At 70.1% G+C, this 25,134-nt stretch carries 20 protein-coding genes and 2 pseudogenes; 18 read left to right on the forward strand and 4 right to left on the reverse strand.

The window, feature by feature from the left end:
- The first annotated feature begins 137 nt into the window (after nucleotides 1-137).
- The 9 genes from ACFV88_RS23810 (at nucleotide 138) to ACFV88_RS23850 (ending at nucleotide 8,975) form a co-directional block, all read left to right on the forward strand.
- Nucleotides 138-569 carry an ATP-binding protein gene (locus ACFV88_RS23810; RefSeq protein WP_385493837.1) on the forward strand — a complete coding sequence of 144 codons (432 nt, stop codon included), beginning with the start codon at nucleotides 138-140 and terminating at the stop codon, nucleotides 567-569.
- Nucleotides 570-1,275: 706 nt separating this feature from the next.
- Nucleotides 1,276-2,400, forward strand: coding sequence for a hypothetical protein (locus ACFV88_RS23815; protein ID WP_385493838.1), 1,125 nt, complete (start codon nucleotides 1,276-1,278; stop codon nucleotides 2,398-2,400).
- Nucleotides 2,387-3,436 (forward strand): enolase C-terminal domain-like protein, encoded by a 1,050-nt coding sequence (locus ACFV88_RS23820; protein ID WP_385493840.1) that lies wholly within the window; start codon nucleotides 2,387-2,389, stop codon nucleotides 3,434-3,436. The genes ACFV88_RS23815 and ACFV88_RS23820 overlap by 14 nt, the downstream gene beginning before the upstream one ends.
- Nucleotides 3,436-3,885 carry a hypothetical protein gene (locus ACFV88_RS23825; RefSeq protein WP_385493841.1) on the forward strand — a complete coding sequence of 150 codons (450 nt, stop codon included), beginning with the start codon at nucleotides 3,436-3,438 and terminating at the stop codon, nucleotides 3,883-3,885. Before ACFV88_RS23820 ends, ACFV88_RS23825 begins: the two co-directional genes overlap by 1 nt.
- A complete protein-coding gene (locus ACFV88_RS23830; RefSeq protein ID WP_385493842.1) occupies nucleotides 3,882-4,583 on the forward strand; it encodes an HAD family hydrolase in 702 nt (233 codons plus the stop codon). The genes ACFV88_RS23825 and ACFV88_RS23830 overlap by 4 nt, the downstream gene beginning before the upstream one ends.
- A complete protein-coding gene (locus ACFV88_RS23835; protein ID WP_385493844.1) occupies nucleotides 4,580-5,359 on the forward strand; it encodes a class I SAM-dependent methyltransferase in 780 nt (259 codons plus the stop codon). Before ACFV88_RS23830 ends, ACFV88_RS23835 begins: the two co-directional genes overlap by 4 nt.
- A 70-nt stretch (nucleotides 5,360-5,429) precedes the next feature.
- Nucleotides 5,430-6,200, forward strand: coding sequence for a phytanoyl-CoA dioxygenase family protein (locus ACFV88_RS23840; RefSeq protein WP_385493845.1), 771 nt, complete (start codon nucleotides 5,430-5,432; stop codon nucleotides 6,198-6,200).
- A gap of 11 nt (nucleotides 6,201-6,211) precedes the next feature.
- Nucleotides 6,212-6,865 (forward strand): L-threonylcarbamoyladenylate synthase, encoded by a 654-nt coding sequence (locus ACFV88_RS23845; protein ID WP_385493846.1) that lies wholly within the window; start codon nucleotides 6,212-6,214, stop codon nucleotides 6,863-6,865.
- Between the two features lie 25 nt (nucleotides 6,866-6,890).
- Complete coding sequence (locus ACFV88_RS23850) at nucleotides 6,891-8,975, forward strand: phosphoketolase (RefSeq protein WP_385493848.1); 2,085 nt, start codon at nucleotides 6,891-6,893, stop codon at nucleotides 8,973-8,975.
- A 157-nt stretch (nucleotides 8,976-9,132) separates the two neighbouring features.
- Here ACFV88_RS23850 and ACFV88_RS23855 read toward each other — a convergent pair whose 3' ends face one another.
- Nucleotides 9,133-10,227, reverse strand: coding sequence for a helix-turn-helix transcriptional regulator (locus ACFV88_RS23855; RefSeq protein WP_385493849.1), 1,095 nt, complete (start codon nucleotides 10,225-10,227; stop codon nucleotides 9,133-9,135).
- A gap of 1,374 nt (nucleotides 10,228-11,601) precedes the next feature.
- On the opposite strand from ACFV88_RS23855, the pseudogene ACFV88_RS23860 reads away from it, so the two are divergent.
- The 8 genes and pseudogenes from ACFV88_RS23860 to ACFV88_RS23895 all read left to right on the forward strand — a co-directional run bounded on the left by ACFV88_RS23860 (nucleotide 11,602) and on the right by ACFV88_RS23895 (nucleotide 18,061).
- Nucleotides 11,602-12,583 (forward strand): annotated as a pseudogene (locus ACFV88_RS23860) (hypothetical protein).
- Nucleotides 12,583-13,298: pseudogene (locus tag ACFV88_RS23865) on the forward strand (ATP-binding protein). The pseudogenes ACFV88_RS23860 and ACFV88_RS23865 overlap by 1 nt, the downstream one beginning before the upstream one ends.
- An 88-nt stretch (nucleotides 13,299-13,386) precedes the next feature.
- A complete protein-coding gene (locus ACFV88_RS23870; RefSeq protein WP_385493850.1) occupies nucleotides 13,387-13,959 on the forward strand; it encodes a WhiB family transcriptional regulator in 573 nt (190 codons plus the stop codon).
- Nucleotides 13,956-14,945: a DUF2637 domain-containing protein gene (locus tag ACFV88_RS23875; RefSeq protein ID WP_385493851.1), complete on the forward strand. Its 990-nt coding sequence runs from the start codon at nucleotides 13,956-13,958 to the stop codon at nucleotides 14,943-14,945. The genes ACFV88_RS23870 and ACFV88_RS23875 overlap by 4 nt, the downstream gene beginning before the upstream one ends.
- 66 nt (nucleotides 14,946-15,011) lie before the next feature.
- Nucleotides 15,012-15,236 (forward strand): hypothetical protein, encoded by a 225-nt coding sequence (locus tag ACFV88_RS23880; protein ID WP_385493853.1) that lies wholly within the window; start codon nucleotides 15,012-15,014, stop codon nucleotides 15,234-15,236.
- Nucleotides 15,237-15,479: 243 nt separating this feature from the next.
- On the forward strand, nucleotides 15,480-15,845 hold the full coding sequence (locus tag ACFV88_RS23885; RefSeq protein ID WP_385493894.1) for a plasmid mobilization protein: 366 nt from the start codon (nucleotides 15,480-15,482) through the stop codon (nucleotides 15,843-15,845).
- A gap of 2 nt (nucleotides 15,846-15,847) precedes the next feature.
- Nucleotides 15,848-17,554: a mobilization protein gene (locus ACFV88_RS23890; RefSeq protein ID WP_385493895.1), complete on the forward strand. Its 1,707-nt coding sequence runs from the start codon at nucleotides 15,848-15,850 to the stop codon at nucleotides 17,552-17,554.
- A gap of 69 nt (nucleotides 17,555-17,623) precedes the next feature.
- Complete coding sequence (locus ACFV88_RS23895) at nucleotides 17,624-18,061, forward strand: hypothetical protein (protein WP_385493854.1); 438 nt, start codon at nucleotides 17,624-17,626, stop codon at nucleotides 18,059-18,061.
- Between the two features lie 220 nt (nucleotides 18,062-18,281).
- On the opposite strand, the gene ACFV88_RS23900 is transcribed toward ACFV88_RS23895, so the two are convergent.
- Nucleotides 18,282-18,992 carry a tectonin domain-containing protein gene (locus ACFV88_RS23900; protein WP_385493855.1) on the reverse strand — a complete coding sequence of 237 codons (711 nt, stop codon included), beginning with the start codon at nucleotides 18,990-18,992 and terminating at the stop codon, nucleotides 18,282-18,284.
- 342 nt (nucleotides 18,993-19,334) lie between these two features.
- Nucleotides 19,335-19,703, reverse strand: a complete 369-nt coding sequence (locus ACFV88_RS23905) for an esterase (protein WP_385493856.1) — start codon at nucleotides 19,701-19,703, stop codon at nucleotides 19,335-19,337.
- A 439-nt stretch (nucleotides 19,704-20,142) separates the two neighbouring features.
- Between ACFV88_RS23905 and ACFV88_RS23910 the strand changes: the two genes are divergently transcribed.
- A complete protein-coding gene (locus ACFV88_RS23910; protein WP_385493857.1) occupies nucleotides 20,143-21,315 on the forward strand; it encodes a site-specific integrase in 1,173 nt (390 codons plus the stop codon).
- A gap of 192 nt (nucleotides 21,316-21,507) precedes the next feature.
- Here ACFV88_RS23910 and ACFV88_RS23915 read toward each other — a convergent pair whose 3' ends face one another.
- Nucleotides 21,508-25,101 carry a tetratricopeptide repeat protein gene (locus ACFV88_RS23915; RefSeq protein WP_385493859.1) on the reverse strand — a complete coding sequence of 1,198 codons (3,594 nt, stop codon included), beginning with the start codon at nucleotides 25,099-25,101 and terminating at the stop codon, nucleotides 21,508-21,510.
- Nucleotides 25,102-25,134 lie beyond the last annotated feature (33 nt).

Genomic DNA, 25,134 nt, shown 5'->3' on the forward strand with positions numbered 1-25,134 from the left:
GATCGAGCCCAACCAGGGCTGAGAGAGAGCTGATGAAGGTGCACCCCCTCGAAGCTGCTTGTCAGCGACCGGACAGTGCCCTGGAGATGGCGGTCCGACGCCTCGCTGGCGCTGATCCCGGGGCTCACGCCGGGACCGTGCCGCTCTCGCCTGGCGAACGTGCCTTCGAGGTGGTGACGGAGTACCCGGCGGAAGTGGCCGCGGTCACCCGGGGACGGCATCAGATCCGCCATCTGATGGCGGACAGGGGACTGTCGAGGATCGCGGACGCGGTGGTCCTGGGAGCCCATGAGCTGATGGCGAACGCGGTGACCCACGGCTGCCGACACCAGGTGCTGATGACGTTCACGGTGAAGGTCATCCACGCCGGCGGAGTCCTTCGGGTCGAAGTGCAGGACCCCTCCAACGGGCAGCCGCTCCAGCGTCCTCCGAGCGAGGAGCGTGAGGGAGGCCGGGGTTTGTTCCTGGTCGACGCGTTGGCGACGCGCTGGGGAGTCCAACCTGGCCCGGGACGAGGGAAGACGGTCTGGATGGAACTGGACGTCCCGGGCGAGGAACCCTCGCCGTGAAGGCCGTGTCTGTCTGCCCTCCGTCCGGTATCGGGAGCAGCCGGCTGTTCAGCACCGGACCGTGGCCCCCCGCCCTGCGGCATCGAGCGGACCCACAGGAACAACCAACATCCCACCCTTCTGCCTCACTACGGAGCGATATGGCTGTTGAGATCAGACCTACGCCTGACACGCACGGGACGGGGACGCTTCGCGATCCGACGTGCAGTCGGCGCCGCGCGCGCCACCGCGTCGGTCGCCGCGTCCTCCGGGGCAGTGGCATGTCCCACTGTCTCCTGTCTCCCCCCGCCGACTGCCGAGACGGAGCATCGGTTGAGCGCCGGCCCCCTGCCGAGGGTCCTCCGATGCCGGACCGCCTCCGCCTCCCGCGGTCTCCTGCCTCCCGGGGGGCCTCATGAGCCGTTCGCGCTTACACGCCAGGGCGAAGATCTCCTGGTCCCGGCGATCGGAGGACCGTACGTCCGGACTCGTCCTGATCGGGGCGAACCTGGCCGGCCTCATCCTGATCGGACACGTGGTAGTGACCGAAGCCGGGTCTTCAACTGACCCCGGTGCCGCCGCCACGGTCCCGGACCGGACACCTGTCGAAGAGTAGTGGGTGCTCGCGTCGTCCATTCCCAGGCCGGGCCTCCGGAGAGGGACGACGTAGCCCACTGCTTCGCACCGCAGCAACGACCCGATTTCCCAACGGCAGTTGGAGTCCTTCATGACGCACTTACCCAAGAAACAGGCCACAGCTTCGGAAGGCGCGGTCGGTGCCGTCCGCCTGCAGGACTTGGAATGGGCCGCACTCTCCCACGCGTTGCCCGTCGAGGACGTGCTGATGATCGCCGTCAACCTGCACGGGATCACTTCCGACCTGGACCGCCACCGGGCCCGGGTCAACCTGCGTCTCGCGCGCCGCCCCGAAGTCCCCTGGCAGATCATCGTTCCGCTGAACCGGTCGACCAGTCCGTTCCGGCTCCGGGGCGACGAGCTTTCGCTGAACGGTGAGCTGGTCGCACACGTCGAGCGCATCGACGCCGACGAGGCGGTCGGGGGCTACTTCCGCAACAACGGTCGGGCCGCGACCCTCAACCCCAACGCCCGGAGCCGGTGCGTCGGGTGCGGGTGGTGTCCCAACACCCTGGAAGCCGCGGCCGATCCGCGGCTCCAGGAACAGCAGGGGCTTGACGAGCTCCTGCGCGTACTCGGTGCGCAGCACCCCCGCCGGAACCTGGCCGAACTGACCGAGGTCACCGTCTCCACCGGCTGCTTCGAGCGGGAGGAGGCCGCAGTCGCCCACCTGACTGCCTTGCGGCCAGCCCTGGAACGCGCCGGTATCGGCGCGCGAGCCCGGATCGGCTTCCTCACCTCCGTGCTGCGCAGCGACGAGGCGTTCGCGGCCATCGCGTCGCAGGTTTCGCCGTTCGTGCTCAGACTCACGGCCGAGCACTTCACCCGACGGGCGGCCCTGATGAAGTCGACCAAGGCCGACCTGCGGCCGGAGCAGATGCCGGACCTGCTGGCGCGGGCGCGGGCAGCGGGGCTGGACACCTCGTACACGTACATCGTCGGACTGGACCCGATGCACGACCTCGTGCGCGGGGTGAACGCGCTGGCGAGCGTGGTGAGCGCCTTCCCGAACTTCCAGGTGTTCCAGGCGCACACGGTGATCATGCAGGCCATGCGGACGCCGGGCGGGGAGAACCTGGAGTACTACCTGCGGGCGCGTGTGGCCATCGAGCGGGCCATGGCGCCGACCGGGCTGAAGCCGGTGGGCTGGGAGTGCTACCGGCCGCTGTGGTACTTCACCTACGCGGGAGAGGACCTCGTCGATGGACCCCGCTGACACGGTCATCGAACGGGTCCGGGTCGAGTGCCTCGACGACAGGGTGGCCGGCCCGTACCAGGCGGGCGACAGCCGGTTCGCGGTGGTGGTCGAGGCCCGCGGGGAGACCGGCGTGTTCGCCCCGGTCGACGAACTGCCCGCAGCGCTCGTCGCCACCCGGCTCGGACAGCGTGCGCTACGACACGCGGTGACCGACCACACGGGTCTGCTGCGCGGACTCCTCGCCGAACTCGGCCCGCACGCAGCGGGACTCGGTCGCTGGGCGGTCGGGGCGCTGGACTGCGCGGTGTGGGACCTCCACGGTCGTCTCGCCGGCCTCCCGGTTGCGGCGCTTCTCAGCGACCGCCCCGCACAGCGGGTGCCGGTGTACGCCTCCTGGCTCTCCCTGGATCTGAGCCGCGCATCGGCCGCCGAGTCGGTGAAGGCCACGGTCGCCGAGGGATTCGCCTTCACCAAGTGGGCGCTGCGGGACGCGGAAGCCGACGAAGTCGTCCTGCTCGCCGAGCGAGCGGCGGCGTGGGCGGGGCAGAGCGTGGCGGTGGACGCCTTGGGTTCATGGGGCCACCGGCTGGCCGCGAAGGTGGCACCGCTCCTCACCCCTGACGTCGTGCGCTGGGTGGAGGGCCCGCTGGCGCGGACCGATCGGGCAGGATACTCGCATCTGCGCGGCCAGACGGAAGGGCTTCGGGTCGCGTTCGGCGAACGGCTGGCCCATGCGGAGGATGCTGTGCCGCTGCTGGAGCACTGTCGACCGGAGGCGTTCACATTCGACGCGGTGTGGTGCGGCGGCATCACCGAGGCGCGAAGCTGGCTGGGCGCCGCCCACGAGGTGGGAGTGCCGGTCCACCTGCACGGACGGGCCTTTCTGCCCGCCGTGCACCTGTCCGCCGCCTTTCCTGACATGGCGGGCGCGGTGGAGTACCAGATGGTGTGGGAGCCGCGCCGCCAGCGCGCGCTGCGCGGCACGCTCCAGCCGGACGGCGGGCACGTCGCCCTCCCTGACCGGCCCGGCCTCGGGACGGCGGTGCGCCAGTAATGCCCAGGCACACCGCTGAGTTGGCCGTCCACGGGCACCTGGAGCAGCGCGAGGGGTTGGTGCTGCTCTTCGTGGACGAGCGGTTGAACGGATACGACACGTTCTTGTCCACGACCCTGTGCCTCGACCACCCGGTGCGGCTGCCTGAACTCCCGGTTCGCATAATGACGTTCGACGACGTCACTGTCCTCTCGCCGCTCGACCTTGCCCTGCCGCGGACACGTGAAGGCAGGGCGTGGAACGGCACGCTGCGGATGCCGCACGGGTCGCGTGTGCCCGCAATTCCCGACGACCTCGCCCGGGCAGCTGCCGAGGCCGGTGTCGACACCAACGGCTGGACGCCGGTCGAAGCCCGACAGCTGTTGTCCTTCCTCCGCGAAGCCGTCCCGGGTGCCGTGCGCACCGAACGGATAGGAATGATCATCGCAACCCTGGCGGATCGCTCGTGAGCCTGGTGGCGCCGGTGGGGCTGGTGAGCCTCGACATCGGACACACTCTGGGCGAGCCGTTCGGGACCACGCTGACGCAACGCCTCGTGGCACTGTCTCCGTTACCGGTCCGGAGGGCGAAGCGGATCGTGCAGCAGATCCTGCACACCTTGGACCCACACAGCGATGAGACGGCACCGCGGACGGTATGCGCCGCCCTGGGCATCACGCCGTCCGCTTTCCCTCGCGACCACCGTCCACCCCGCTTCGCCCTGTGGCCCGGCACGGTGGAGGCGGTGGCGCGAATTGCCCGGCTCGTTCCTGTGGTCACCCTGTCGAACGTGAGCTACTGGGACGAACGGGGGACCGACGTCGCCGCCCTCTTGGCACCCCACCTCCGAGCCCATCATCCGTCGTGGCAGCTCGGGTTCGCCAAGCCGGACCCCCGAGCCGTGCAGACTGTCGCTCGATTGCACGGACGCGACCCCGCAGAGGTGCTGCACGTCGGCGACAGCCTCGACTGCGACGTGCGCGGTGCTTTCGCGGCCGGGGCCCAGGCCCTGTGGATCACCTCGCGACTGCCGTCGGCCGGAGAGCTCCGGCTGCTGGCCGAGCACCCCGGCCGGGTCGCCGTAGTGCCGGACCTCGCCGGTGCGGTCCGGCACATCGAGCAGACCTTCCTTCCCTCAACCCGCACCGCCAGGAGCGATACCCCATGAGCAAGTTCGAGAGCACCGCCCCGTACTACGCCGCCTACCGACCCGGCCTCCCGGCCGAAGCCGTCGAACTGCTCGCGCCGCGGCTGACCGGCCGGGAGCACGCGGCCCTGCTCGACCTGGGGTCCGGCACCGGACAGGTCCCCCTGGCCCTGGTGGGGCAGACGAAGGAGATCGACGTCGTCGAACAGGACGAGGGCATGCTCGAGGAGGCCGGCAAGGCCCTCGCCGGGCAGCCGATCAGCGTCCGCCTGCACAACACCAGGGCCGAGATGTTCACCCCGCCCGCCTCCTACCAGGCCGATCTCGTCACGATCTGCCGTGCGTTCCACTGGATGGACCAGGGTGTGGTGCTGTCGCGGCTCGAAGGCATGACCGCACCGGACGCGACCGTCGCGATCATGGGGGACGGCAGCTTGTGGACCGCGCGCACCAAGTGGACCGACGCCCTGCGGGCCCTGATCCAGGAGTACCTCGGTGTCGAGCGACGGGCTGGCAAGGACCGGACGTACGCGGCCCATGACCGGCCGTACCGCGAGGTCCTCGCACGGTCCGCGTTCGGTCGGGTCGAGGAACACACCATCGCCGTCGAACGGGAGTGGAGCACCGAGACGGTCATCGGCTACCTGTACTCGACCTCGTTCGCCGCCCGGCCGCTGTTCGGCGAGCGGGTCGACGACTTCGAACGCCGCGCCCGAACCCTGCTCGACGAGCACGCCACCGCCGGCGGCTTGGTCGAACATGCCTCCTTCCAAGTCGTCCTCGGCCAGCGCGGCTGACTCGCACTTCCTCCTCGCCGGGGCGGCCCCTCCCCGCCCTGGCTCTTCATCCCTCCGGAAGGAGATCCACATGCCCCGATCCGCGACATGGAGCTACAACGAACTGCGACGGTTCGTGGACGACGGAGTCCTCATACGCCGTGGCCTGATCCCACGCGACCCGCTGTCCCGGGCCCGCGACCTCGTCGGCGACTGGCTGGAGGAGGCGTACGACCCCGCACGGCTCACCGCCTACACCGAACGAAGTTTCGCCCCCGAGCTGGAACAGCACCCCGACCTGCTCGCCCTCTACCAGCGAAGCGGCCTGACGGAACTGGCCAGTGATCTGCTGCGACCCGCGACAACGGCTCCGGTCAACCGCGCGCAGATCCAGATCCGGTTGCCGGACGGCGCACGACAACCGGTGAAGTCGATGCACGTCGACGGCGTCTCCTGCCCCCACCTGGAGCCCCGTGACTTGCGCACGTTCACCTTCATCGTCGGCGTGGTCCTGGAGGGTGGCGCCACCGCGGACGCTGGCGCTCTGCACTACGTGCCCGGCGGGCACCACCGAATGGCCGACTACTTCGCCACGGACTGGGTCCTCGGGCAACCGGCCCAGACCCCCGACGACATCGACGTCCAGGACGGCACCGCCTTCACCGCCGATCCAGGCGACGTGATCGTGATGCACCACCTCGTCCCCCACCGGGTCGGCATCAATGTGAGCGGCACGCCCCGGGTGATGGCGTACTTCCGGGTCAGCCACGTCCACCATCTGGACCTCGCGCTCAAGGCCCTATCGGACCCGTGGTTGGAGTACCCGACGCTCGCCGCCCTCGCCCGCCCCGGAACCAGGTGAGGGAGAGCGCGGTGAAGGTCCTCACCATCGGCCAACTGTCCCACGCCGCGCGGCTCCTGGTCGCCGGAGAGGTGGTCGCCCTGCCCACGCCCCGCTGGTACATGCTGTGCGCCCGCGCCGCCGACTCCGCCGCCACCGACGCAGTCTTCCGCGCCAAGCAACGCCCCGGCACCAAGCCGTTGCTGCTCCTGCTCGACTCCCCGGCCACGGCCGACGCGTTGTTCGACCTGAGCGACGACGCCCGCCTGCTGGCCAGCGGCCTGTGGCCGGGGGACCTCGCACTGCGTCTTCCCTGGAAATCCGGTGTGAAGCGCCTCGCGGCGGTCGGCTCGCCGGCGCTCGTCGGACACCCCGAGGGGGTCCTCGGCAACCTGGTCGGCGTGGTCGGCGAGCCGCTGGCCGCCGCCGTGTGCAGCGTTTCCACCCCCGCTGCCGGCGACGAGGACCACCCGGCGCTCACTCCCGGACAGGTCGCCGCCTTCGATCGGTTCACGGGGGCCGGTATCGCCGCGGTCGTCGACGGCGGGATCTGCCCGCACGGTCGGCACACGACCGTCGTCGACTGCCCCGCGGGCGCCGCCGCGATTCTGCGGCGGGAGGGCACCGTACACGCCCGCGCCGTCGAGGCCGCTCTGGCCCAGGCAGGAGGCCCGTATGTGGGCTGACCTCGCCCGCCGAACGAACCGTTCCGTGCCCGACGCATCGGTGTCCGCCGTCGCTGACGCGCTCGACTACCTCTGCCTCGCCCAGCTCTACCTACGCGACAACCCGCTCCTGGCACGGCCCCTGACTTCGGCCGACGTCAAGAGGCGACCGGCCGGCCACTGGGGGGTGTGCCCGCCTGTCAACCGGATGCTCGCTGCCCTGGGCCCGCTCCAGGCGGTTGTGCCCGACGGCTACGAACTGCACGTGCTGCACGGTGCCGGGCACGCTGGCCCGTCCGCCCTTGCCCACGCCTACCTCACCGGCTGGCTCGGCCACGTTCAACCCGACCTGCGCCAAGGTGCGGTGGGCCTGCACGAACTCGTCATCGGCTTCCCCAGGCCCGACATCGGAGGGGAGATCACCCCGATGATCCCCGGCCACCTGCACAGCGGAGGCCAACTCGGCCCCGCTCTCGCGATCGGGCAGGGCACCGTGCTCGACGCGCCCCACCGGCTGACCGTGGTCCTGATCGGCGACGGGGAGTGTGAGACCGGGACGACCGCTGCCTCCTGGCTCGCTGTCCGAGCGCTGCATGGTACGGGCGAGCACGGCACCGTCCTGCCCGTCGTCCTGCTCAACGGGATGCGCATGGGCGGGGCGAGCATGCTGTCCACCCTGACCCGCGCCGAACTGACCACGTACTTCACCGGCCTTGGTCACCTACCCGTCTACGGCGATGGGCGAGACATTCCCCAGCTTCGCCAGGCACTGGCCGAAGCGCTCACCGCCGCCCAGCCCCTGGGCACCCGCGGCCCGTCGAGCGTGCTGGTCCTCACCTTGGACAAGGGCCATGGCGCCCCCACCGCCTTCGTCGGCACCCCAGCGGTCCACAAGACACCGCTCCGTGACCCAGCCGGTGTGCCCGCAGAGTTCGACGTGCTCGCCGAATGGCTGTCCTCCTACCGGCCCGGCCAACTCCTGACCTCCAGCGGCGGGCCTCGGCCACACCTCCTGCCCGTGCTTCCCCGCCCCCGGCCCGAGTCCGACGTCCTTCCGGCGCCCCGCGGGTGTATCGCCGCATCCGCTCAGATCGCCGACCACGCCGTCGGGCGCCCGTTCGCGCGGGTGATTCCCGAGGTCCTGCGGGCCCGCGCCGAGCATGGTCCGTTCCGCGTGTTCAGCCCCGATGAGCTGGCCTCCAACCGCATCGACCTCACCGACGAGCACGGCCACCCGGTGCCGTGGGCGGTGGAAGTGCTCAACGAGGAGCTGTGCCACGCCTGGGCCCAGGGCTACACGGAGACCGGTCGGCACGCGCTAGTCGCCACCTACGAGGCGTTCACGCCGATCACCCTCAGCCTCGTCCAACAGCAGCTCAAACACCGCGCGGTGCGCCGCCACGCCGGGCTCGCTCCGCTGCCGAGCCTGGTCTACCTCCTGACCAGCCTGGGCTGGCACAACACCTTCACCCACCAGAACCCCAGCCTCCCCACAGCACTCCTGGCCGGAGGCGACCCCACGCTCCACGTCCTCACCCCGGCCGACCCCGCGCGCACTGCCGCCGCCCTCACCTTCGCCCTGCGCAAGCTCGACCGGTGCATGCTCGTCATCGCCGGCAAGCACACGGCCGTTCACCACCCGCTGGCGACCCTCGACGAGGAACTGCGGCACGGCATCGCGATCTGGCCCCACTTCAGCCACACCGGGGCCGACGAGCCCGATCTGATCCTCACTTCCGCCGGCGACCTGCCCGCCGAGGCCCTGACCACTCTGGCCCAGCGGATACGCGCCGAACGCCCGAGCCTCCGCCTGCGGTACATCCACGTCCACGACCTCACCGTCCTCGCCGAGGAAGGCATCCACCCCTTCGCCCTCGCCCCGGGCGCGTTCGCCAGGCACTTCGGTACCCGGGCCCCGATCATCTTGGCCACCAGCGGGCACCCGGCCGATATCCACGCCCTGCTCGGTCATCGTCACCCCGGGTCCCGGCTCACCCTCCTCGGTTACCGCGACCCCGGTCGCCCCGTCTCCCAGGACGGTCTCCGTCGGCTATGCGGTCTCGACGACGCCAGCCTGTGGCAGCTGGCCGAGACTCTCACCGACGCATCAGAGGAGATGCCAGCCCCGTGAACACCCCGCGCGAGCCCGTTGCGTCCGAGGCCGGTCGCCGAAGCCTTCGAACCAGACGAGCACACGATCACCCGCGACGCGAACACGCCTGGCCTCGCGCCCGAATCGTGACCGCTGCGGAGGGTTCGAGTCAGGGCCGTGAACTCGGTCGAGACCGCTACGGAGCGCTGGCGTCAGGCTGGCGCTCTTGCGTTCTCCGAGCCATTCGAATCGGCCAACTCGTCGCGCACCTGGGTGAGAGCCTCGATCCGGCTGCGCAGGCTCTGGATACGGGCGTCGCAGATGCGGACGGCCCGACGGTGCTGGAAGGAAGATCAGCTCGCATCTCGGCCATCATGCTCTGGCGCGCCGTGTAGGCGGTTACGGCCGGAGGCAGATACGACCAAGGTGTGGTCGTTCTCCTCGGGGAGGAGACGGGGGTGTCGTCCTCGTCGGTTCCGGCCCAGGTGATGACGGTGGCGCGGCTGCCGGGTAGCGAGGCGGGGAACAGTACGTGGCTGATCACGTCGAGGGGCTGGTTGTCCAAGGACGGCAGGGACATCTGGAAGAGGTGGCCGTCACGTGACTGGGAGACGGCGGCCACGTCGGTGTCCCACAACTGCCCGCATCGTGGATCCGCCTTCACCTCCGTGATGAGCTTCGACAACCCGGGGTCGTGTGGGTAGCGGGTGCTCGCGAAGCGGAGGAGCTTGGTGTACTCGGTCGCGTGGTGGTCCCAGTTGACGTACTGGACGCGGGCTTCGGGGCTCAGCATCGCCCAGCGGATCAGGTTCGCTCGGGGCTCGCGTACCCACGGCCACAGCGCCGCCATTGCGGTGTTGTATCCGATGATGTTCCATACCTGGTCCGTGAGGTAGGCGGGGTTTGGCAGCTGGTGGTCCAACAGCTGCTGGAGGTCACGGCGAACGGTCGGGTTCCCCAGGGACGTGGGGATCGTCGTCAGCGCTCCGTCCATGAGCGCGAGCACCAGGGCCTGGTACTCGTCGGGCCCGAGCCGTAGCGTCTTCGTCAGTGCGTCGAGGACCTCCCGCTCCATCTTCGGTCGGGCCCCGCGTTCCAGGTTCTGGTACCAGCCCCGGCTCCGGCCGATGGCCTCCGCGACCTCGGTCTGCGACAGCGGCCTTCCGAGCCCCAGCTTCTCGCCAGCAACCGCACGCCAGGCGCGTAGGAGACCGGGGTGACCAAGAAGCTGCCCGGGGGACAGCGGCTCGGAGCCGTGCTCCGGGAAGGGCACGGGGGCGCCGACGGCCATCAGTTCCTCCAGGATGCGGGGGGACGGAGTGCGCTCACCACGGGGTGGTGAACACAAGGCGCACTCGGGGTGGCCTCGTCATCAATATCAACCGGCGCAAAGAAATGGCAAAGCGATCTTGAAGTGGCGATCGCGACGGGGGGCTCCCGACAGTTGCTTGAATCTGAAATTACATGTGACCTCCAATGAGCACCCCTCCGTCTTCGGCGAGGTGCGGTGCGGTGTGCCCATTTTTTTGAGCGCGCTCAATTTTTTCGGGCTTCGACCGGTGGATGGATGGGTTTCCGGGGACTGATTGATCTCTCGATTCAATGTTCACGTGCGGGTAACTCTGGCTGGTGCTTTAAATATTGGCGGTGTGTGGATGACCGGCAATTTACCTGCCGGTCCTGGCCGTTGCATCTCCTCGGAGGGCTATCCCTTCGTTGACGGGGAAGTGAACTCCCGCTTAAATCCGAGATGCCGCCAAGCCGTAGCTGTTGGACGCGTCCGGAGGGGGAGCGATGAGGCACCGCACTGTTCCGTGAGCATGCTCACTGATGCATGCCCTGGTCATGCGGCTTCTGTGGGTATCGCTCCAGCGACGTGCTGTTGGGTGACGTGAGCGGTCTGGCGCCTGACGGCGTGTGGTTGCTGGTGTTGCGCTCGTTACCGTAGCGCCATCCGCATTTACGCTTCCGTAGAGCCTCTGCGGGTGTACGGCGATCGGCCTCCCACGCCCCTATGTCGTGTTGGTGTCGATTTTCCCGAACACCCTCTGCGCGCTGGAGTGTTGGACAGGTCACGCATATGTTGTTGGTCCCGGCAACGAAGACCGGACGGAACCAGAAGAAGGGGGAGAGGGTGAACGGCTCGCCGTAGCAAGGCGGGTAAAGGAAACGGCGTTCGGGAGTTAGCCGCTCCCGAACGCCGGATCCGGCACCCCGCAGGATGCCCATAACTGGAGCGCGTCGGCTGACCTTTTCGACGAGAACGGCCGACCCACTCCACCTACAAGTAGGGAATTGTTACATGCCCGCGCACCACAGCGGAAGGTCCCGCATACCCCTGCCCGCCGCAGCCTCCGCCACGGCGCCCTCCGACCGTAGCCAGCGGCTCGCCCGCGCCGTCGCCGCGATGATCCCTGGCGCCGTCACCGCTCGGGTCTCCCAGCGCAACCCCGGCAACGTCTGGCCCAGCCCCCACCTCCGCGCCTACGACGCCCACGGGCACCAGCTACCGGTCACGCGGGCGAAGGCGCTGACCGCCGCCCGCTGGATCATCCGCGCCCACCCCACCATCGACTGGACCGGCGAGGCCCACGCCCTCGACCTCACCACCGGCACCCTCCGTCCCGCCGCCGAGGCATACGCCACTGCCGGGGGGGCGCTGACCATGGCGCGGATCCGCACGATCAAGCCCGAAGTCTTCGTCTCCGAGTCCCTCGCCGCGGTCTCCCTCACGGCCGAACGGACCTTCCTCGGCCTGCTCACCGAGGCCGACGACCAGGGACGCTTCCCCGACCAGCCGGTCGTCATCGCCGGACGCCTCTGGTGCACCCGCCCCGGACACGGCCCGGTCGGCGTCGAAGACGACCTCCTCCAGCTCGCCGCCCAAGACCTGATCTGCCGCTACGAGATCGCCGACGGCGACGCGACCAAGCGTTACGCTCAAGTCGTTTCCTTCCGCAGGCACCAGCGGATCAACCGGCCCAGCGCCTCCCGCTACCCCGCCTGCCCCCGCCACGACACCCTGGACTCCACCACCGCGCCATCCACGATCCTCCTCAACCCGGTGCCGGTCGGGGCGGCTCACGGAGGGCTCACGGGGGACGTGGCGAGCCCTCACGGAGTACTCACTGAGGGCTCAGTGAGCCCTCACGGAGATAGCGACGAGCCTTCCGTGAATCGCGAAACCTCAGGTCACGCGGCCCTCCGTGAGCACTAAGTGAGCGCTCAGTGAGCGCTCAGTGAGCGCTCACCCCCTGGAACTTGGAACGAGAAACAGGGAACTAGGAACTACTGCTTGGGGCGCGAGCGCCCCCACGCCCGGCAACCGTCCCTCGGCGAAGCAGCTCGTCGACGAGTACGCCGCTGCCTGCGCCCACACACGCCCGAGCGCGGTTCTCGGCCGCCTCGTCCGGGAGACGGACAAACTCCTCGCCGAGGGCATCGCCACGGACTATGTCCGCGCCGGGCTCGCCCGCCACCGGACCAAGGCCCTGCACCCCAGCACGCTGCCGAGCCTGGTCCACGAGGCCATGAACGCCACCTCGGCCGCCCGTTTGGACCGGCCGGGAAACCCGCCTAACCTGCCCGGTCACCGGGCCTGGGCCAACCCCGCCGACCCTGCCGCGGCCTACGCCGAGGAGCTGTGATGCGCGCACCGAACGCCCAGCCACAGCCCGTCGGCGGCCTCGCCCGCCGTCTCGCACACATCCTCACCACCCGGGGCATCGACCCCACCAGCACGCCCGAGGGTGAGCCGGAGCCGGTCCCGGCCCTGCTGGCCGCCGAGTCCCGTATCCCCGCCCGCTACCGGGCGGCCACCGCGGACCACCCGGCGGTCGCCGCCTGGGTCCGGGACATCGCCGCCGCCGGGCGCCCCGGCCCCGGCGGGGCGCCCGGGATCGCGAAGGGCCGGTCGCTACTGATCGCCGGGACCACCGGCACGGGCAAGACCCACCAGGCGTACGGAGCGATCCGCGGCCTCATCGGCGCCGGGGTACGGCTGCGCTGGAAGGCGACCACGGCCGCCGACCTCTACGCCGACCTCCGCCCCGCCCCGGACACGACGGCGAACGCGAACTCCGGGACCTGGCCCGCTGCCCGCTGCTGGTCATCGACGACCTGGGTGCGGCGAAGTACAGCGAGTGGACCGAGGAGATCACGATGCGGCTGATCAACCACCGCTACAACGAGATGCTCCCGACCCTGGTCACCACCAACCTCGGCATGGCCGACCTGCGCGCCCACACCGGGGACCGCGTCGCCTCCCGCCTCGCCGAGATGACCGACAAGGTCATCCTCGACGGCCCCGACCGCAGACGCACCCACGCGGCCGGGCGACGCCGCCCTGGCGCCGCAGCCTGACCCCCGCCCGCCACCCACGGGCCAGCGAGCCCGCCTTCACCGACCCCGGCCGCGCACATCCCTGCCCTGGGATCCTCTGGAGACCCCTATGCACAACAACACCAGCACCATGGCCGACGGGCCGCGCACCCTCGGCGACCAGACCTGGCAAGACCAGGCTGCTTGCCGCACCGGCACCGAACCCGAGTTGTTCTTCCCCGAGCCCGACGAGATCGACCGCATCCAGGCGGCAAAAACCCTATGCGCCCAGTGCCCGGTCCGCCGCACCTGCCTGGACGCCGCGCTGGAGAACGGCGATCGCGACGGCATCCGGGGCGGCCTCACCGAGGAGGAACGCGACGCCCTCCACAGCAAGCTGGCCCAGCGCGTCGACTACACCCGGATCAACACCGTCCTCGCTGGCGGCGACGTCCACCTCAGCCGGGCCGAGCGCCGCGCGGTCGCCCGCGACGCCTACCGGGCCCGGCTCCCGGCCGACCAACTCGCCCGCCTCCTGAAGATCACCAAGGAACACGCCCAGAAGCTCTACCGGCACGCCAGCAGGGAGATCCGCAACCGCAACACCAAGCCTGCCAAGCCCACGAAGAAGGCCGGTACCAGGACGGTGCGGGTCGCCGGGACGAAGGCCCCGGCCCGCACCGACCTCGGGACGGCCGCGTGAACACCCCGGCGCCGATAGCGGCGCACACCACCACCGCCTGGGACAAGGCAGCCGTCGTCACCCTCGGTGCCGCCGCCTGTGCCCTCTCCTACGACGCCCTCCAGCAGATGGCCGCGTCCATCCACATCCGGGGCGCCCTCACCTACCTCTTTCCCCTGATCATCGACGGGTTCATCGCCTACGGCGTCCGCGGACTCCTCGTCCTGCGCACCGCGCCCTTCGCCGCCCGCCTCTACGTCTGGACCCTCTTCGGCACCGCCTCAGCGGTCAGCGTCTGGGCCAACGCTCTGCACGCCCTGCGCCTCAACCAGCAGAATCCATCCGGGACCGATCTCCGACTCGGCGATTTCACGGTCGGCGTCCTGTCCACGGTCGCCCCACTCGCCCTCGCCGGTGCCGTTCACCTCTACATCCTCATCGCCCGCCAACCGTCCGCGACCACGCTGACCGACCGGCCCGGACGCTCCGGACGGCCGGACAACCCGGTTGTCCGGACCGCCCGGGTCACCGCTGACCGACCGGAACTGACCGAGCCGCTCGGCCAAGACCGTCCGGAAGTGACCGGCCTCCCGGACACCGACCGGCTGATCCCGGTGACCGCCGGACACCCGGCGGCCGAACTGACCGCACACGCTCTCTCAGACACGGATACTCCCCCGGTCACTCCGGCCGACCGGACCCGACAGCCGGTCACCCCGCCCGACCCGGAGCCCGAGCACGCCGGCCGCGACGAGGTCGCACCGTCCGGAGCTCCGGACAGCAGACCCGCCCCGGTCGCCTCGACCGGGCTGACCGGCACGGAGGGCGAGGACGAACTCCTCCCGATCGCCCGAGCGGCGGTCACGCAGGCGAACCGGGTTACCCGCCAGGTCATCGCGGACGCCATCCGGGGCCAAGGCATCCCGCTGGCCAACGACCGGCTGACCGCCCTGGTCACCCAACTCCGCGCCGAGACCAGCCCAGCCCCGGTCACCGCGACCGGCTGACCAACTCCCCACAGAGGTGTCCGGGCCGGACACCGACCGACCACCCCTGTTCGTATCGGAGACCTCGTGCGCACCTCTCTGGTCACCCCGGCCGAAGCCGACGCGTGGATCACGGCCCTGCTCGCCCGCGGACACCTCCATCACACCGAGCGCAGCCCGGACGGGTCCTGGACCGTCCGTCGTACCGCCGCGAGTCGGGCGTGGACCCTGCACCACCCGGCGCTCGCCCTCGACTACGCCGCCGAGATCGTCCGGGACCTTCGGCGAACCGCCCCGGAGAACCGCCGATGAACCTGCCCAAACCGGCCGACCCCACCGCCGCAGTGGACGGAGCCGACTGTCCGGCGCGAGGCCGAGCAAGCTATATCGTCCGAAACTCCTCCGCAGCCACGGGCTGCGGAGGAGTTTCGGACGCGCTTGCCCCCACCCCGGAGGGGGCGGGGGAAACCTCCCGGCACCAGGGGGTGCCGGGAGGGGAGGCTGCGACCGGGGGCGGACCGCAGCCAGAAGACGGAGGGGCCGAAACGCCCGCGCCTGCGCCAGACCGTCCAGCGCGACCACGTCCGCAGCGTGCGCCTCACCGCCGACGAACTCGCCACCGTCCAACACGCCGCCCAGTCGGTCGGGCTGACGACGGCCGGGTTCCTCGCCGACGCCGCCGTCGCCCTCGCCCGCGCCCACGGCGAGGCGAAAGTGTGGCTGGTGGACCAGCGGACGCTGGTCGAGGAGCTGATGACCACCGTCGCCCAGCTCGCCCGCGCCGGGAACAACCTCAATCAGATAGCGAGGGTCTTGAACTCCGGCGGTCACAGTGACGGCGTCGACCGCGCGGTCGAACGAGTACTGATGGCGGCGGTCCGGGTCGAGGACGCCGCGGTCGAGATCGCCCGGCGGCGGTGACCGTGGTTCCGGACATCTCAACCGGCAGCCGTACCTACGGCCTGCTCGCCTACCTCTACGGCCCCGGCCGCCGCGACGAACACACCGACCCCCACATCGTCGCCGCCTGGGAACCCTTCCTGGCCCCTGACCCGGGCCGGGACCCGGCGGCCACGCTCAAGCAGTTGACCGACCGGCTCGACCTCCCCGTCCTCGCCCTCCCCGCCGGCCGCCGACCTCAGCGGCACGTCTGGCACTGCCCCGTCCGCACCGCCCCCGGCGACCGGCTGCTCACGGATGCCGAGTGGGGCGAGGTCGCCCGCCGGGTCGTCCACGCCACCGGCATTGCGCCCGAGGACGACGACCAGGCGTGTCGCTGGGTCGCCGTCCGCCACGCGCCGGATCACATCCACATCGTCGCCACCCTCAAACGCCAGGACGGCCGCAGCCCCCGCCGCCACAACGACAGCGCCCGCGCCCAGGCCGAATGCCGCCAGATCGAAAAGGACTTCGGCTTCCAGCGCCTCAACCCCGGCGACCGCACCGCCGCCCAGCACCCCACCAGCGCCGAACGCTCCAAGGCCGAGCGCGCCGGGCGGGCCGAGCCGCCGCGCGAGACCCTCCGCGAAGCCGTCCGCCAGTCCCTGGCCGGGGCAGCTTCGGAGGACGAGTTCTTCGCCCGGCTCACCGCCGCCGGCCTCCGCGTTGAGAAACGCCTCGCCCCCTCCGGGGACCCCCTCGGCTACAAGGTCGCCCTCCCCGGCGACCGCAACTGGGCGGGCGAACCGGTCTGGTTCTCCGGCTCCAGACTCGCCCCCGACCTCTCCCTCCCCAAGATCCGCCATCGCCTGGAAGCCGGAGCCCTGGACGCCGAAGAGGCTCCCCGGCCGCGCCCGGACCGGGCCCGCCGGGACGCCGTCACCCCGGCCGTCCGTGCTGTTGCCGTCCTCGACCAGGACGACGGGGACACCGCGGTCGCCCACCTCGTCGGCACCGGAGAACTCCTCGACGCCCTCGCCAAGACGGCCCCGGCCACCACCCGCCGGGAGCTGTCCCAGGCGGCCCGCACCTTCGAACGCGCCACCCGCACCCACGAACGCGCCGCCCGAGCCGACCACCGCGCCCTGCGCACGGCGGCCCGCGGAGTCCTCCGCGCCGGAGACGCGCTCGGCCGGGGCGAGGACGGCGGCACCACCGCCATGGTCCTCTCCACCCTCGTCCTCGTCACCCTCGCCGCCGCCCGCTGGCACTCCGCCCACGGCCACGCCCAACAAGCAGCCGCCGCACGGCAAGCAGTCCAGCACCTCCGTACCGCCTACCAGACCACCGCCGCCCACCCGTTGAGGGCGATGCGGCACCACGCCTACCGCCTGCCGGACTCCGTACGCCGTCAGCACACCACCACGGTGACCGCCGCTCTTCCCGAGTACGCCGACCGGCTCCGGCAGGAGACCGGCTGGGACGCCCTGATCGCCACCCTCGACCAGGCCCAGGCAGCCGGCCACGACCCCGCCGCCCTCCTCAAGACCGTGGTCGAGCAGCGCGAACTCGACACCGCCGGCAACGTCAACAACGTGCTCATCTGGCGCATCCGCCACACCACCGGCCTGCCCACAGCGCCGAAGCCGGCCATGGCCCCCGGACCGGCCCGCACCCGGGGCCCGAAGCCCACCGAGGCCCCCGCCCACACCACCCCGACCCCGCTCGGTCAGCGACGGCCGAGCCGCTGACCAGCACAAAACCCTGGCCCCCCCAGTCCCACTGCTATGGCTCGAGGAAGCGAGCCCCGGAGGAGAACTGTGATCCACAACCACGCTGACCAGCAGCCAAGAACCACCACCCAGCCCGCGCCGGAGCGCACCCCGGCCCCGGTGCCGGCCTCCGGCGACGACCCGATCCTCCAGCTCCAGCAGGAGTACGGCCCCGAGGGCGCCCGCATCCGCATGCGCAGCACCAACCACCCCGAGGAACTGTTTATCACCGGCCTGGTTGTCATCTGCCCGAACTGCTCGGCCCGCCGCGACTGGGTGATCATCTGCGATGGCAATCGCATCGACATCCGCTGTCGGTGCGCGTACCAGTGGCACGAGCCCGAACTCAGCCGCGCTGACTTCGAGGCGATGATCGACATCGGGCCCGGCCCGGTCTACCCGAGCCTTGAGGACGCCGCCCGCGCCACGGGCTACGACGGCACCTTCACCGGCATGTACCTCAATGAGCCCCGCCCGATGGAGTGAACCGGACCCCGCACAGGTGTCCGGTCCGGTCCCTCCCGGGCCTAAGGAGAGGGATGGGGCAGGCATGCGCATCGCTGGGCTGTCACGATGTGGGCTGGCCGGCCGGGTGATGGCCCCGCGGCCTACGCAACCCGAGCGGGGCCGAGCTAGAAGGCTTTCCAGCCCTTCCGGCCGGCCCCGGCCTGTCCTGGCCGGGGCCCGCGCTGGTCGAGGGGCAGGATCAGCTGGGCTGGTCGCCGGTGTACCGGTAGATCTCGCCCGCGCTGTTGATGTGCCATGCGGTGCCGTCGGCGCCGGCGGCGATGTCGGTGGCGGTGCCGGGGATCTTGATCCATGGGTTGCCGCCGCTGGCGTCGTTGTTGGTGTAGCGGTAGATACTGCCGGCGGGGTCGACGCCCCACACGTTCGTCCGGGAGCCCACCGCGATGCGCTTGAGGCTGCCGGGGACGTTCACCCACGGGTTCGAGCTGTTTTGGTCCCCGGTGTACCGGTAGACCTGGTTCCCGGCGTTCACGCCCCACACGGTGCCGTCGGCGCCCGCGCCGATGTCGCTCAGCGACCCTGGGATCTTGATCCAGGGGCTGGTGTCGTAATTGGTGTACCGGTAGATGGCGTTGGCGGAGTCCACGCCCCACACGTTCGTCCGGGAGCCCGCGTCGATGCGGACCAGGCTGCCGCTGATACCCACCCAGTTCGATGTGCTCTGGTCGCCGGTGTACCGGTAGATCTGGTTGCCGCTGTTGACGCCCCACGTGGTGCCGTCGGCGGCGGCGCCGATGTCGCTCAGCGCTCCCTGGATGTTGATCCAGGGGTTGGCGTCATAGTTGGTGTACCGGTAGATGGCGCTCGCCGTGTTCACTCCCCAGACCGTCGTCCTGGACCCCGCTGAAATGGCGCTGAGGCTGCCCGCGACCTTCACCCAATCCGCCATGCTGAGAACGTCCTTCCTCGTACTGGTAGTGGCTGCCGTCATCTTCCGCGATGAGACGAGGGCATAGGCCAGGCAAGTGTTTGTCCTGCTGTCATACAAGCCACTGGACCGATGTTTGAACTCCTGCTGCCCATGCGGTGCAAAGGCAGCGGGAGCTTGGTCAGGGGGGATTTCGACTCAAAGCAATGTCCCTCCCACGAGGGATTGACGCGGGCGCCGGTCCCCGCATTCCGGCTTTGCCGAGTGATGGCGGAACGTGCTGTAGTCCGCACGGTGGAAGCAAGTGGGTACGACGATGAGGCCGCCCGGAAGATCCGGGCGGCCTCATCGTGGTTCGGTGGGTCAGACGGTGGCGAGGGCCTTGGTGGCGAAGCGGAGCGCCGCGTGGAGGGCGAGGGCTTCGTAGACGGTGGGGTGGACGGTGGTGCTCCAGTCCCCGTGGAGGTTCGGCCAGGTGGCGAGGATGACGTCCAGGGTGTTCAGGCCGAGGTGGGCGGTGACGTCCGTGCCGCCGGAGGAGCCCTGGGCCCAGGTGAGGAGGAGGGCGCCGGGGCCGGGGCGGTCGTGTCGGGAGGCGGGGTGCCAAGTGGCGCGGAGGACATCGCCGGGTACCGGGGAGACTTCACGGACGAGGGCTCCCCGGACCCCTTGCGGCATGGGGCGGCGGGTGACCTCGCGCAGGGGGAAGAGGCCGGTGGCGGGCGGGTTCACACGTCGGTCCAGTCCAGCTCGGCGGTGACGGCGGGGTGGGAGGACGTGGTCCTGGCCGTCCTCGGCGATGTAGACGGCGGGGCCGTCCAGGCCGGTGCCCTCGATGATCCGGCCGATGCTGTGGCCGTATGGCCAGTCGGGGTTGACTGCGAGGAAGACGGGGAGCGCGGGGTTCAGGGTCTGGAGCTGGTGGACGAGCTGGGCGACGGTCAGCGGCTTCGATAGGACGGGAACCTCCGGTTCGGAGACGGGCGGGGGTAGTCAGCGGGTGGCGGCGCGGTGGCGGTGGCCCATCTCGGCGTCGTAGCCCTTGGTCGCTGAGGCAGCCTTCCCTGTTGGATCGGCGTGTTGAAGCGGATCGAGTGAGGGCGGATGCGTGCCGGGTTGGCGTACGTTCTGGGTGCCCGAAGGGCGCCGTGTAGCCGGTGACCGTGTGCCGGTGCTGGCCGGCTGGGAGGATCTCGCTCGACGTGAAGACGATGTGGGTGTTCATCCTGGGGACCCGATTCTTCTTTCTCCGGACTACCGGATCGATGACGTGCTGAGCCAGTACCTGTGCCGGTCGTCGTTCGCCCGGCTCGCGCCGGAGACGAAGCGGAATTACACGGACGATTACTGCTTGTTCTTCGATTTCTTGTGGCGTCGTGGGAAGTGGTGGAGCGAGGCGTCCGCGGATGATCTGTGGGACTTCGAGGACTGGCGGACGCGGTCGCCCGGGAACCCGCGACGGGTCGGCGGGGCCCGGTGGAACCGTGGTCTGGCCGCGCTGGTGCGGCTCTACGAGTGGGCGGTGCACCGCGAGTACGTGCGGGTGAGCCCGATGCTGATGCAGACCTTTGTCGGCCGGCGGGGCGAGGCAGTGCTGGTGCCTGCGGCTTCGGCGAAGAACGCGCGGGCCAGTGACGTGCGCTGGCTGACTCCGCGGGCGTTCCGCCGCTGGGTGGATGTGGGTCTGCGCGGTGCCGGTGTGGGCGGCTTGGTGGACGGTGGCTGGTCGGGGCGTCTGGGGGATCGCAGTGCCGCGTTCGCTGATCTGCTGTTCTCCTCGGGGATGCGGTTGACGGAGGGGGCCTTGCTGCTGACGGTGGAGGTGCCGCGTCTTCGGCTGGAGGGCGGTCGTTATTACGTGGGGCGGCTGGCGCGGGCCGTGACGAAGTCGAGGCGGGCACGCACGTTCTATGCCTCCTCGGTCGTGGTGGGAGAGGTCGAGGGATATGTGGAGTCCTCCCGGGCCCGGCTGGTACGACGGGCGCAGGCGCTTGGGCGGTACGACGGGTTGCCGTTGCGGCTGGTGACGCATGAGACGGGACGGCGCCGCCGGTTGCTGCACTGGTGTGACCGCGACGGTGTGATGGGGCAGACGGCGTTGGCGGAGGCGACCGTGAGGGAGCGGATGATGCTGTTCGCCGAGGGCCCGGAGGGTCCGGAGCCGTTGTGGCTGTGGCTGAACGAGTCCGGGCTGCCGCTGTGCCCGGCGTCGTGGGAGGGCGTGTTCCGGGCGGCGAATGAGCGGTGCGAGCGGGTGCTGTCGCCAGTGATGAGTGAGCCGCCGCTTGCCGCTCCGCGTTTCTGGTCTGCGAAGACCCACAGACGCGCCAGGACCTCTCGCTGAACCTCAGTCTCGACCCGGCGGGCTACCCCGCCGAACTCCGAGACAGCCATGAGAAGGCCAGGCTCATCGGCGAGGCAGATCCTGAGCGGTATCGCCGGCTCCTGGAACGCTGCACGCACAGCCCGGCGCGACATAGGACCGACAAGATCGATCGGCGTGTCCACGCGCTTGACAACGATGAGTGGGAATCAGTCAGGCCGTGCCCAAGTACTTGGCGACCAGGACGGAAAGCCGCTCGACGAGCCCCGCGTTCACGGCAGGCGGCTCAGGCTGCTCAAGCTGCTTAGGCTGCTTAGGCCACTCGTGCCGCTTGAGCATCTCAGGCAGCTTGGACGGCTCAGGATCCTCGAGCGCCGTGGGCTGGTCGGGCTCCTCGAGCCGCTCGGGCGGTTCAGGCTCCTCGGGCTGATCTCCATGTACTGCAACGTGCTCCCATCGCGCCAGGTTTTGCCTTGCACGCACGGTGTCAGGATGGTCAGCCCCCTGGATCCTGACCAGGTCAGTCATCAGTTGTCGGAGGGCGGCCACAGCCTGGGCCGGGTATCCTCGCACGCCCTCGCGGTTGGCCAGTTCGTGCCGTAAGGCGAGAGTTTGGCGATGGTCAGGGCCGCAGACGTGCTCGTGGTCGACCAGGGCGTATGTCTTGCTGGGTATGTCTCGGTCAAGCCCTTCCCAGCGCTCGAGGGGGATGAGCAGGCCAAGTCCCCAGGGGCGGAGGTTGTAGCGGCTGAGGACGACGTGCCCGTTGGCGGGGTTGCCCGACTGCGCGTAGTCGGCGTTGCTGACACGCACCCTGTCAAGACGCAGACGTTGTTCTCGAGTGGGTTCGAACCCAGGCACACTGGCTTCCTGCCGACAGAGGTCGATAGCCGACCGAAGGGCGGTGCGGTCGGTCGAGCGCCAGGTGCTGTCATCGAGAGCCAGAAGACGTTCGTACGTGGCCACCGCCGAGGCCAGGTCTCCGGCGTCCCGACGCCAGAGAGCGAGGACGTCCAGGGTGCGGCGTGTGTGCTCGTGGGTGGCCCCGAGGATCCGTTCCCACTGGTCGGCAAGGCGTTCGTACTCGTTGGCGGCGGACACCATATCCCCGGACATTCCGCGCCAGTGCGCCAGCCCATGTCGAAGGGTCAGGCTGTGGGGATGGTCGGGTCCGTGGATCTCTTCCCACTGTCCGATGAGCCTTTCGTACTCGCCGACGGCCGCTCCCGGGTTTCCCGACAGACCTTGCCAGTGAGCCAGCCCGTGCCGGGTGGTCAAGGTGTCCGGGTGGTGGGGTCCCAAGGCGCGGCTCATGTCTTCCAGGAGCTGCTGGTAGGAGGCGGTGGCTACCGCAGCGCTGTGCGCCTCCCCCTGGATCTCCGCCAGACGCTGGCGGGTGTGAAGGGTAATCGGATGGTCGCGGCCGAGCGCGTGGTTCATTTCGGATATGAGCCGCGTGTACGCCGCGGCGGCGGAGGCAGCCCCTTCCTCCTGGAAGTGAATGTTCACTGCTTCGGCGAGGAGTGCGTCGGCTGGACCGGAGCCCCGTTTCCTGCGGGTGGCCCGGAAGACCTGGGCGTGGTAGCTCAAGTCGGCGTAGGCGGGGTCTCTCCTCCAATTGGGCTTGCCGAGTTCCCTCCGGCTCGATTCGAGATCCTTGCGTACCCGGATCGTGGTGGGATGATCAGGTCCCAACGATCTTTCCAGGGAAGCGAAGACCTTCTCCAGTTCGGCTATTGCGGCGACGTCGTCCCCAACGTAGATGGACAGCACCTGGGCGAGTTCGGTGCGGGTGTTCACGGTGTTGGGGTGGTCGGGGCCGAAGACTCGTTCGCTGTCGTGCAGGAGTCGTCTGTAGGCGGGCACGGCCGCGGCCCAATCTCCGCGCTCCACGCGCCAGTGGATCAGCCTTCTGCGGGACTGCAGGGTGTCGGCGTGGTTCGGTCCCAGAACGCGTTCTTGGGCCGCCACGAGTCTTTCGTACACGGCCAGCGCTCCGGCCTGATTCCAGGTCGCAGCCTGCCACAGGGCCAGGTTGGTCCACGCGAGCAGGGTGCCGGTGTGGTCCGGGCCGTGGATCCCCGCAAGGCCGTCCAACAGCTCCGCGACAGCCTCGGAGGTGCCGTCCGGGCTTTCTGCCTCGCTTTGCCACCAGGCCAGCCACACGCGCGTTGTCAGTGTGTCGGGGTGGTCCGGTCCGAGGACACGAACCTGCACCGGGAGAAGTTGTTCGAGGGTGGCCACGGCTCCCGCCCGGTCGCCGGTCTCGCCCCGCCAATGGGCGAGCTGGTACTGGGCGGTGAGGGTGTCCGGGTGGTCGAAGCCGAGGAACCGGCCGGCCTGATCCGCCAGTCTCCGGTAGAACGAGGCAGCGGCAGTGGCCTGGCCGAAGTCGCCGATGCTGCTTCCCACGCGAAACAGGATGGCGTGTGCACCGGGGCTCCACAAATGGTTCCCGAGACGGGTGAGGACATCGGTGTTGGCACGCAGGGCGACGCCGAGATCGGGTTCGCCGTCGAATCGGGGCCATACGGAAAGGAGCGCGTCGGCGGCCGTGCGGGCCAGATCCTGCCGACTGTCCTCGGTCAGCTGATCCAGCACCGTGCGCTGGACGAGCTGGTGGATCCGGACGGTCTGGTATGCATCGTCGGGGGTGTGGGAAGCGAGACTCAGCCGGTGCAGGGCTCGCAGGGCGCGGGTAGCGTCTCGGGAGGTGACCGGCTCGGATTCGCTGTCTGCAGCGGCAGCAGCAGCGGCAGCGGCACCGGCACCGGTTCGGGTGCGGTGCCGGGTGAGGTAGGCGAGGGCGGGTCGGCTGGTCAAGGCGGTATGGGGAATACCGTTGGGGTCCAGGACGGCGAGCAACCGAAGCATGGGGCGGGCCAGACCGGCCGGGGTGAGTTCGTCGGCGCGGTCGACGGACAGGGACCAGAGCGCCGCCACAGGGCTGCGCTGGTCATCGGGGAGGTAGTCAGGGAGCAGCTCGGCCAGCCGGCGGCCACGGTCGGCGAGCTGGGCACGGTAGTCCGCGACGCTCTCACCAGTATCGGTAAGGTAGGCGACCGCCTGGGCCAAGGCGAGGGGGAGGTACCCCAGGTCGGCAGCCAAGCCAGTGAGCTGCCCGGTACTTTCCTGGCGGCCGTGGGCGGCCAGCGCCGCAGTGAGGTACCCGGCTGCCTGGGCGGGGATGAAGAGGCCGATATCGATCAGATGCCGATCCTGGCCGGTGAGGGCGGCGTCGCGGCGTCGCGTGGTGACCAGGGTCTGGCCGGTGGGGCTTTCGGGCGGCCACAGGCCGTGCAGGTCGGAGGGTTCGGCAACGTCGTCGAGCACCACCAGCCACCGGCACGCGTGCCGTGGCCCTTTGGGGCTGAGCCAGGCCAGGAACGTGCGCGCTGCCTGCTCGGGGTCAGCGGGATCGGCCTGGCACAGCTCGATCCCGGCTTGGGCGTATGCGGCGACGATGACATCGCGGGTAGCGGCCGTGATCCACACCAGTACGTCCAGGGCCCCGTGGCCCGCGTTCCAGGACGTGCGCGCATAGTCGGCGGCGAGCTGGGTCTTGCCCACCCCACCCATACCGGTGAGCACCTGACATAGAACGGCTGTCCCACCACCTTGCAGTGCCTCGCGCAGGCGCACACCCTGGGCTCGCTCCTGAAAGGACTGTGCTCGGGGCGGGATCAGCCCGACCTGATGCGGCCACGGCGCAGCTGGCCGGGGCGAAGCAGGGTGGAAGTGATTGCGCTGGACGCCGTAGGGCCCTGTGACGATCGCGGCCGGCCCGTGGAAGGTATTGCCGAACACCGTGCCACCGGCAGGGCGGGGTTCCGACTCAGG

The organism is Streptomyces sp. NPDC059816 (assembly GCF_042732055.1).
Lineage (GTDB): Bacteria > Actinomycetota > Actinomycetes > Streptomycetales > Streptomycetaceae > Streptomyces.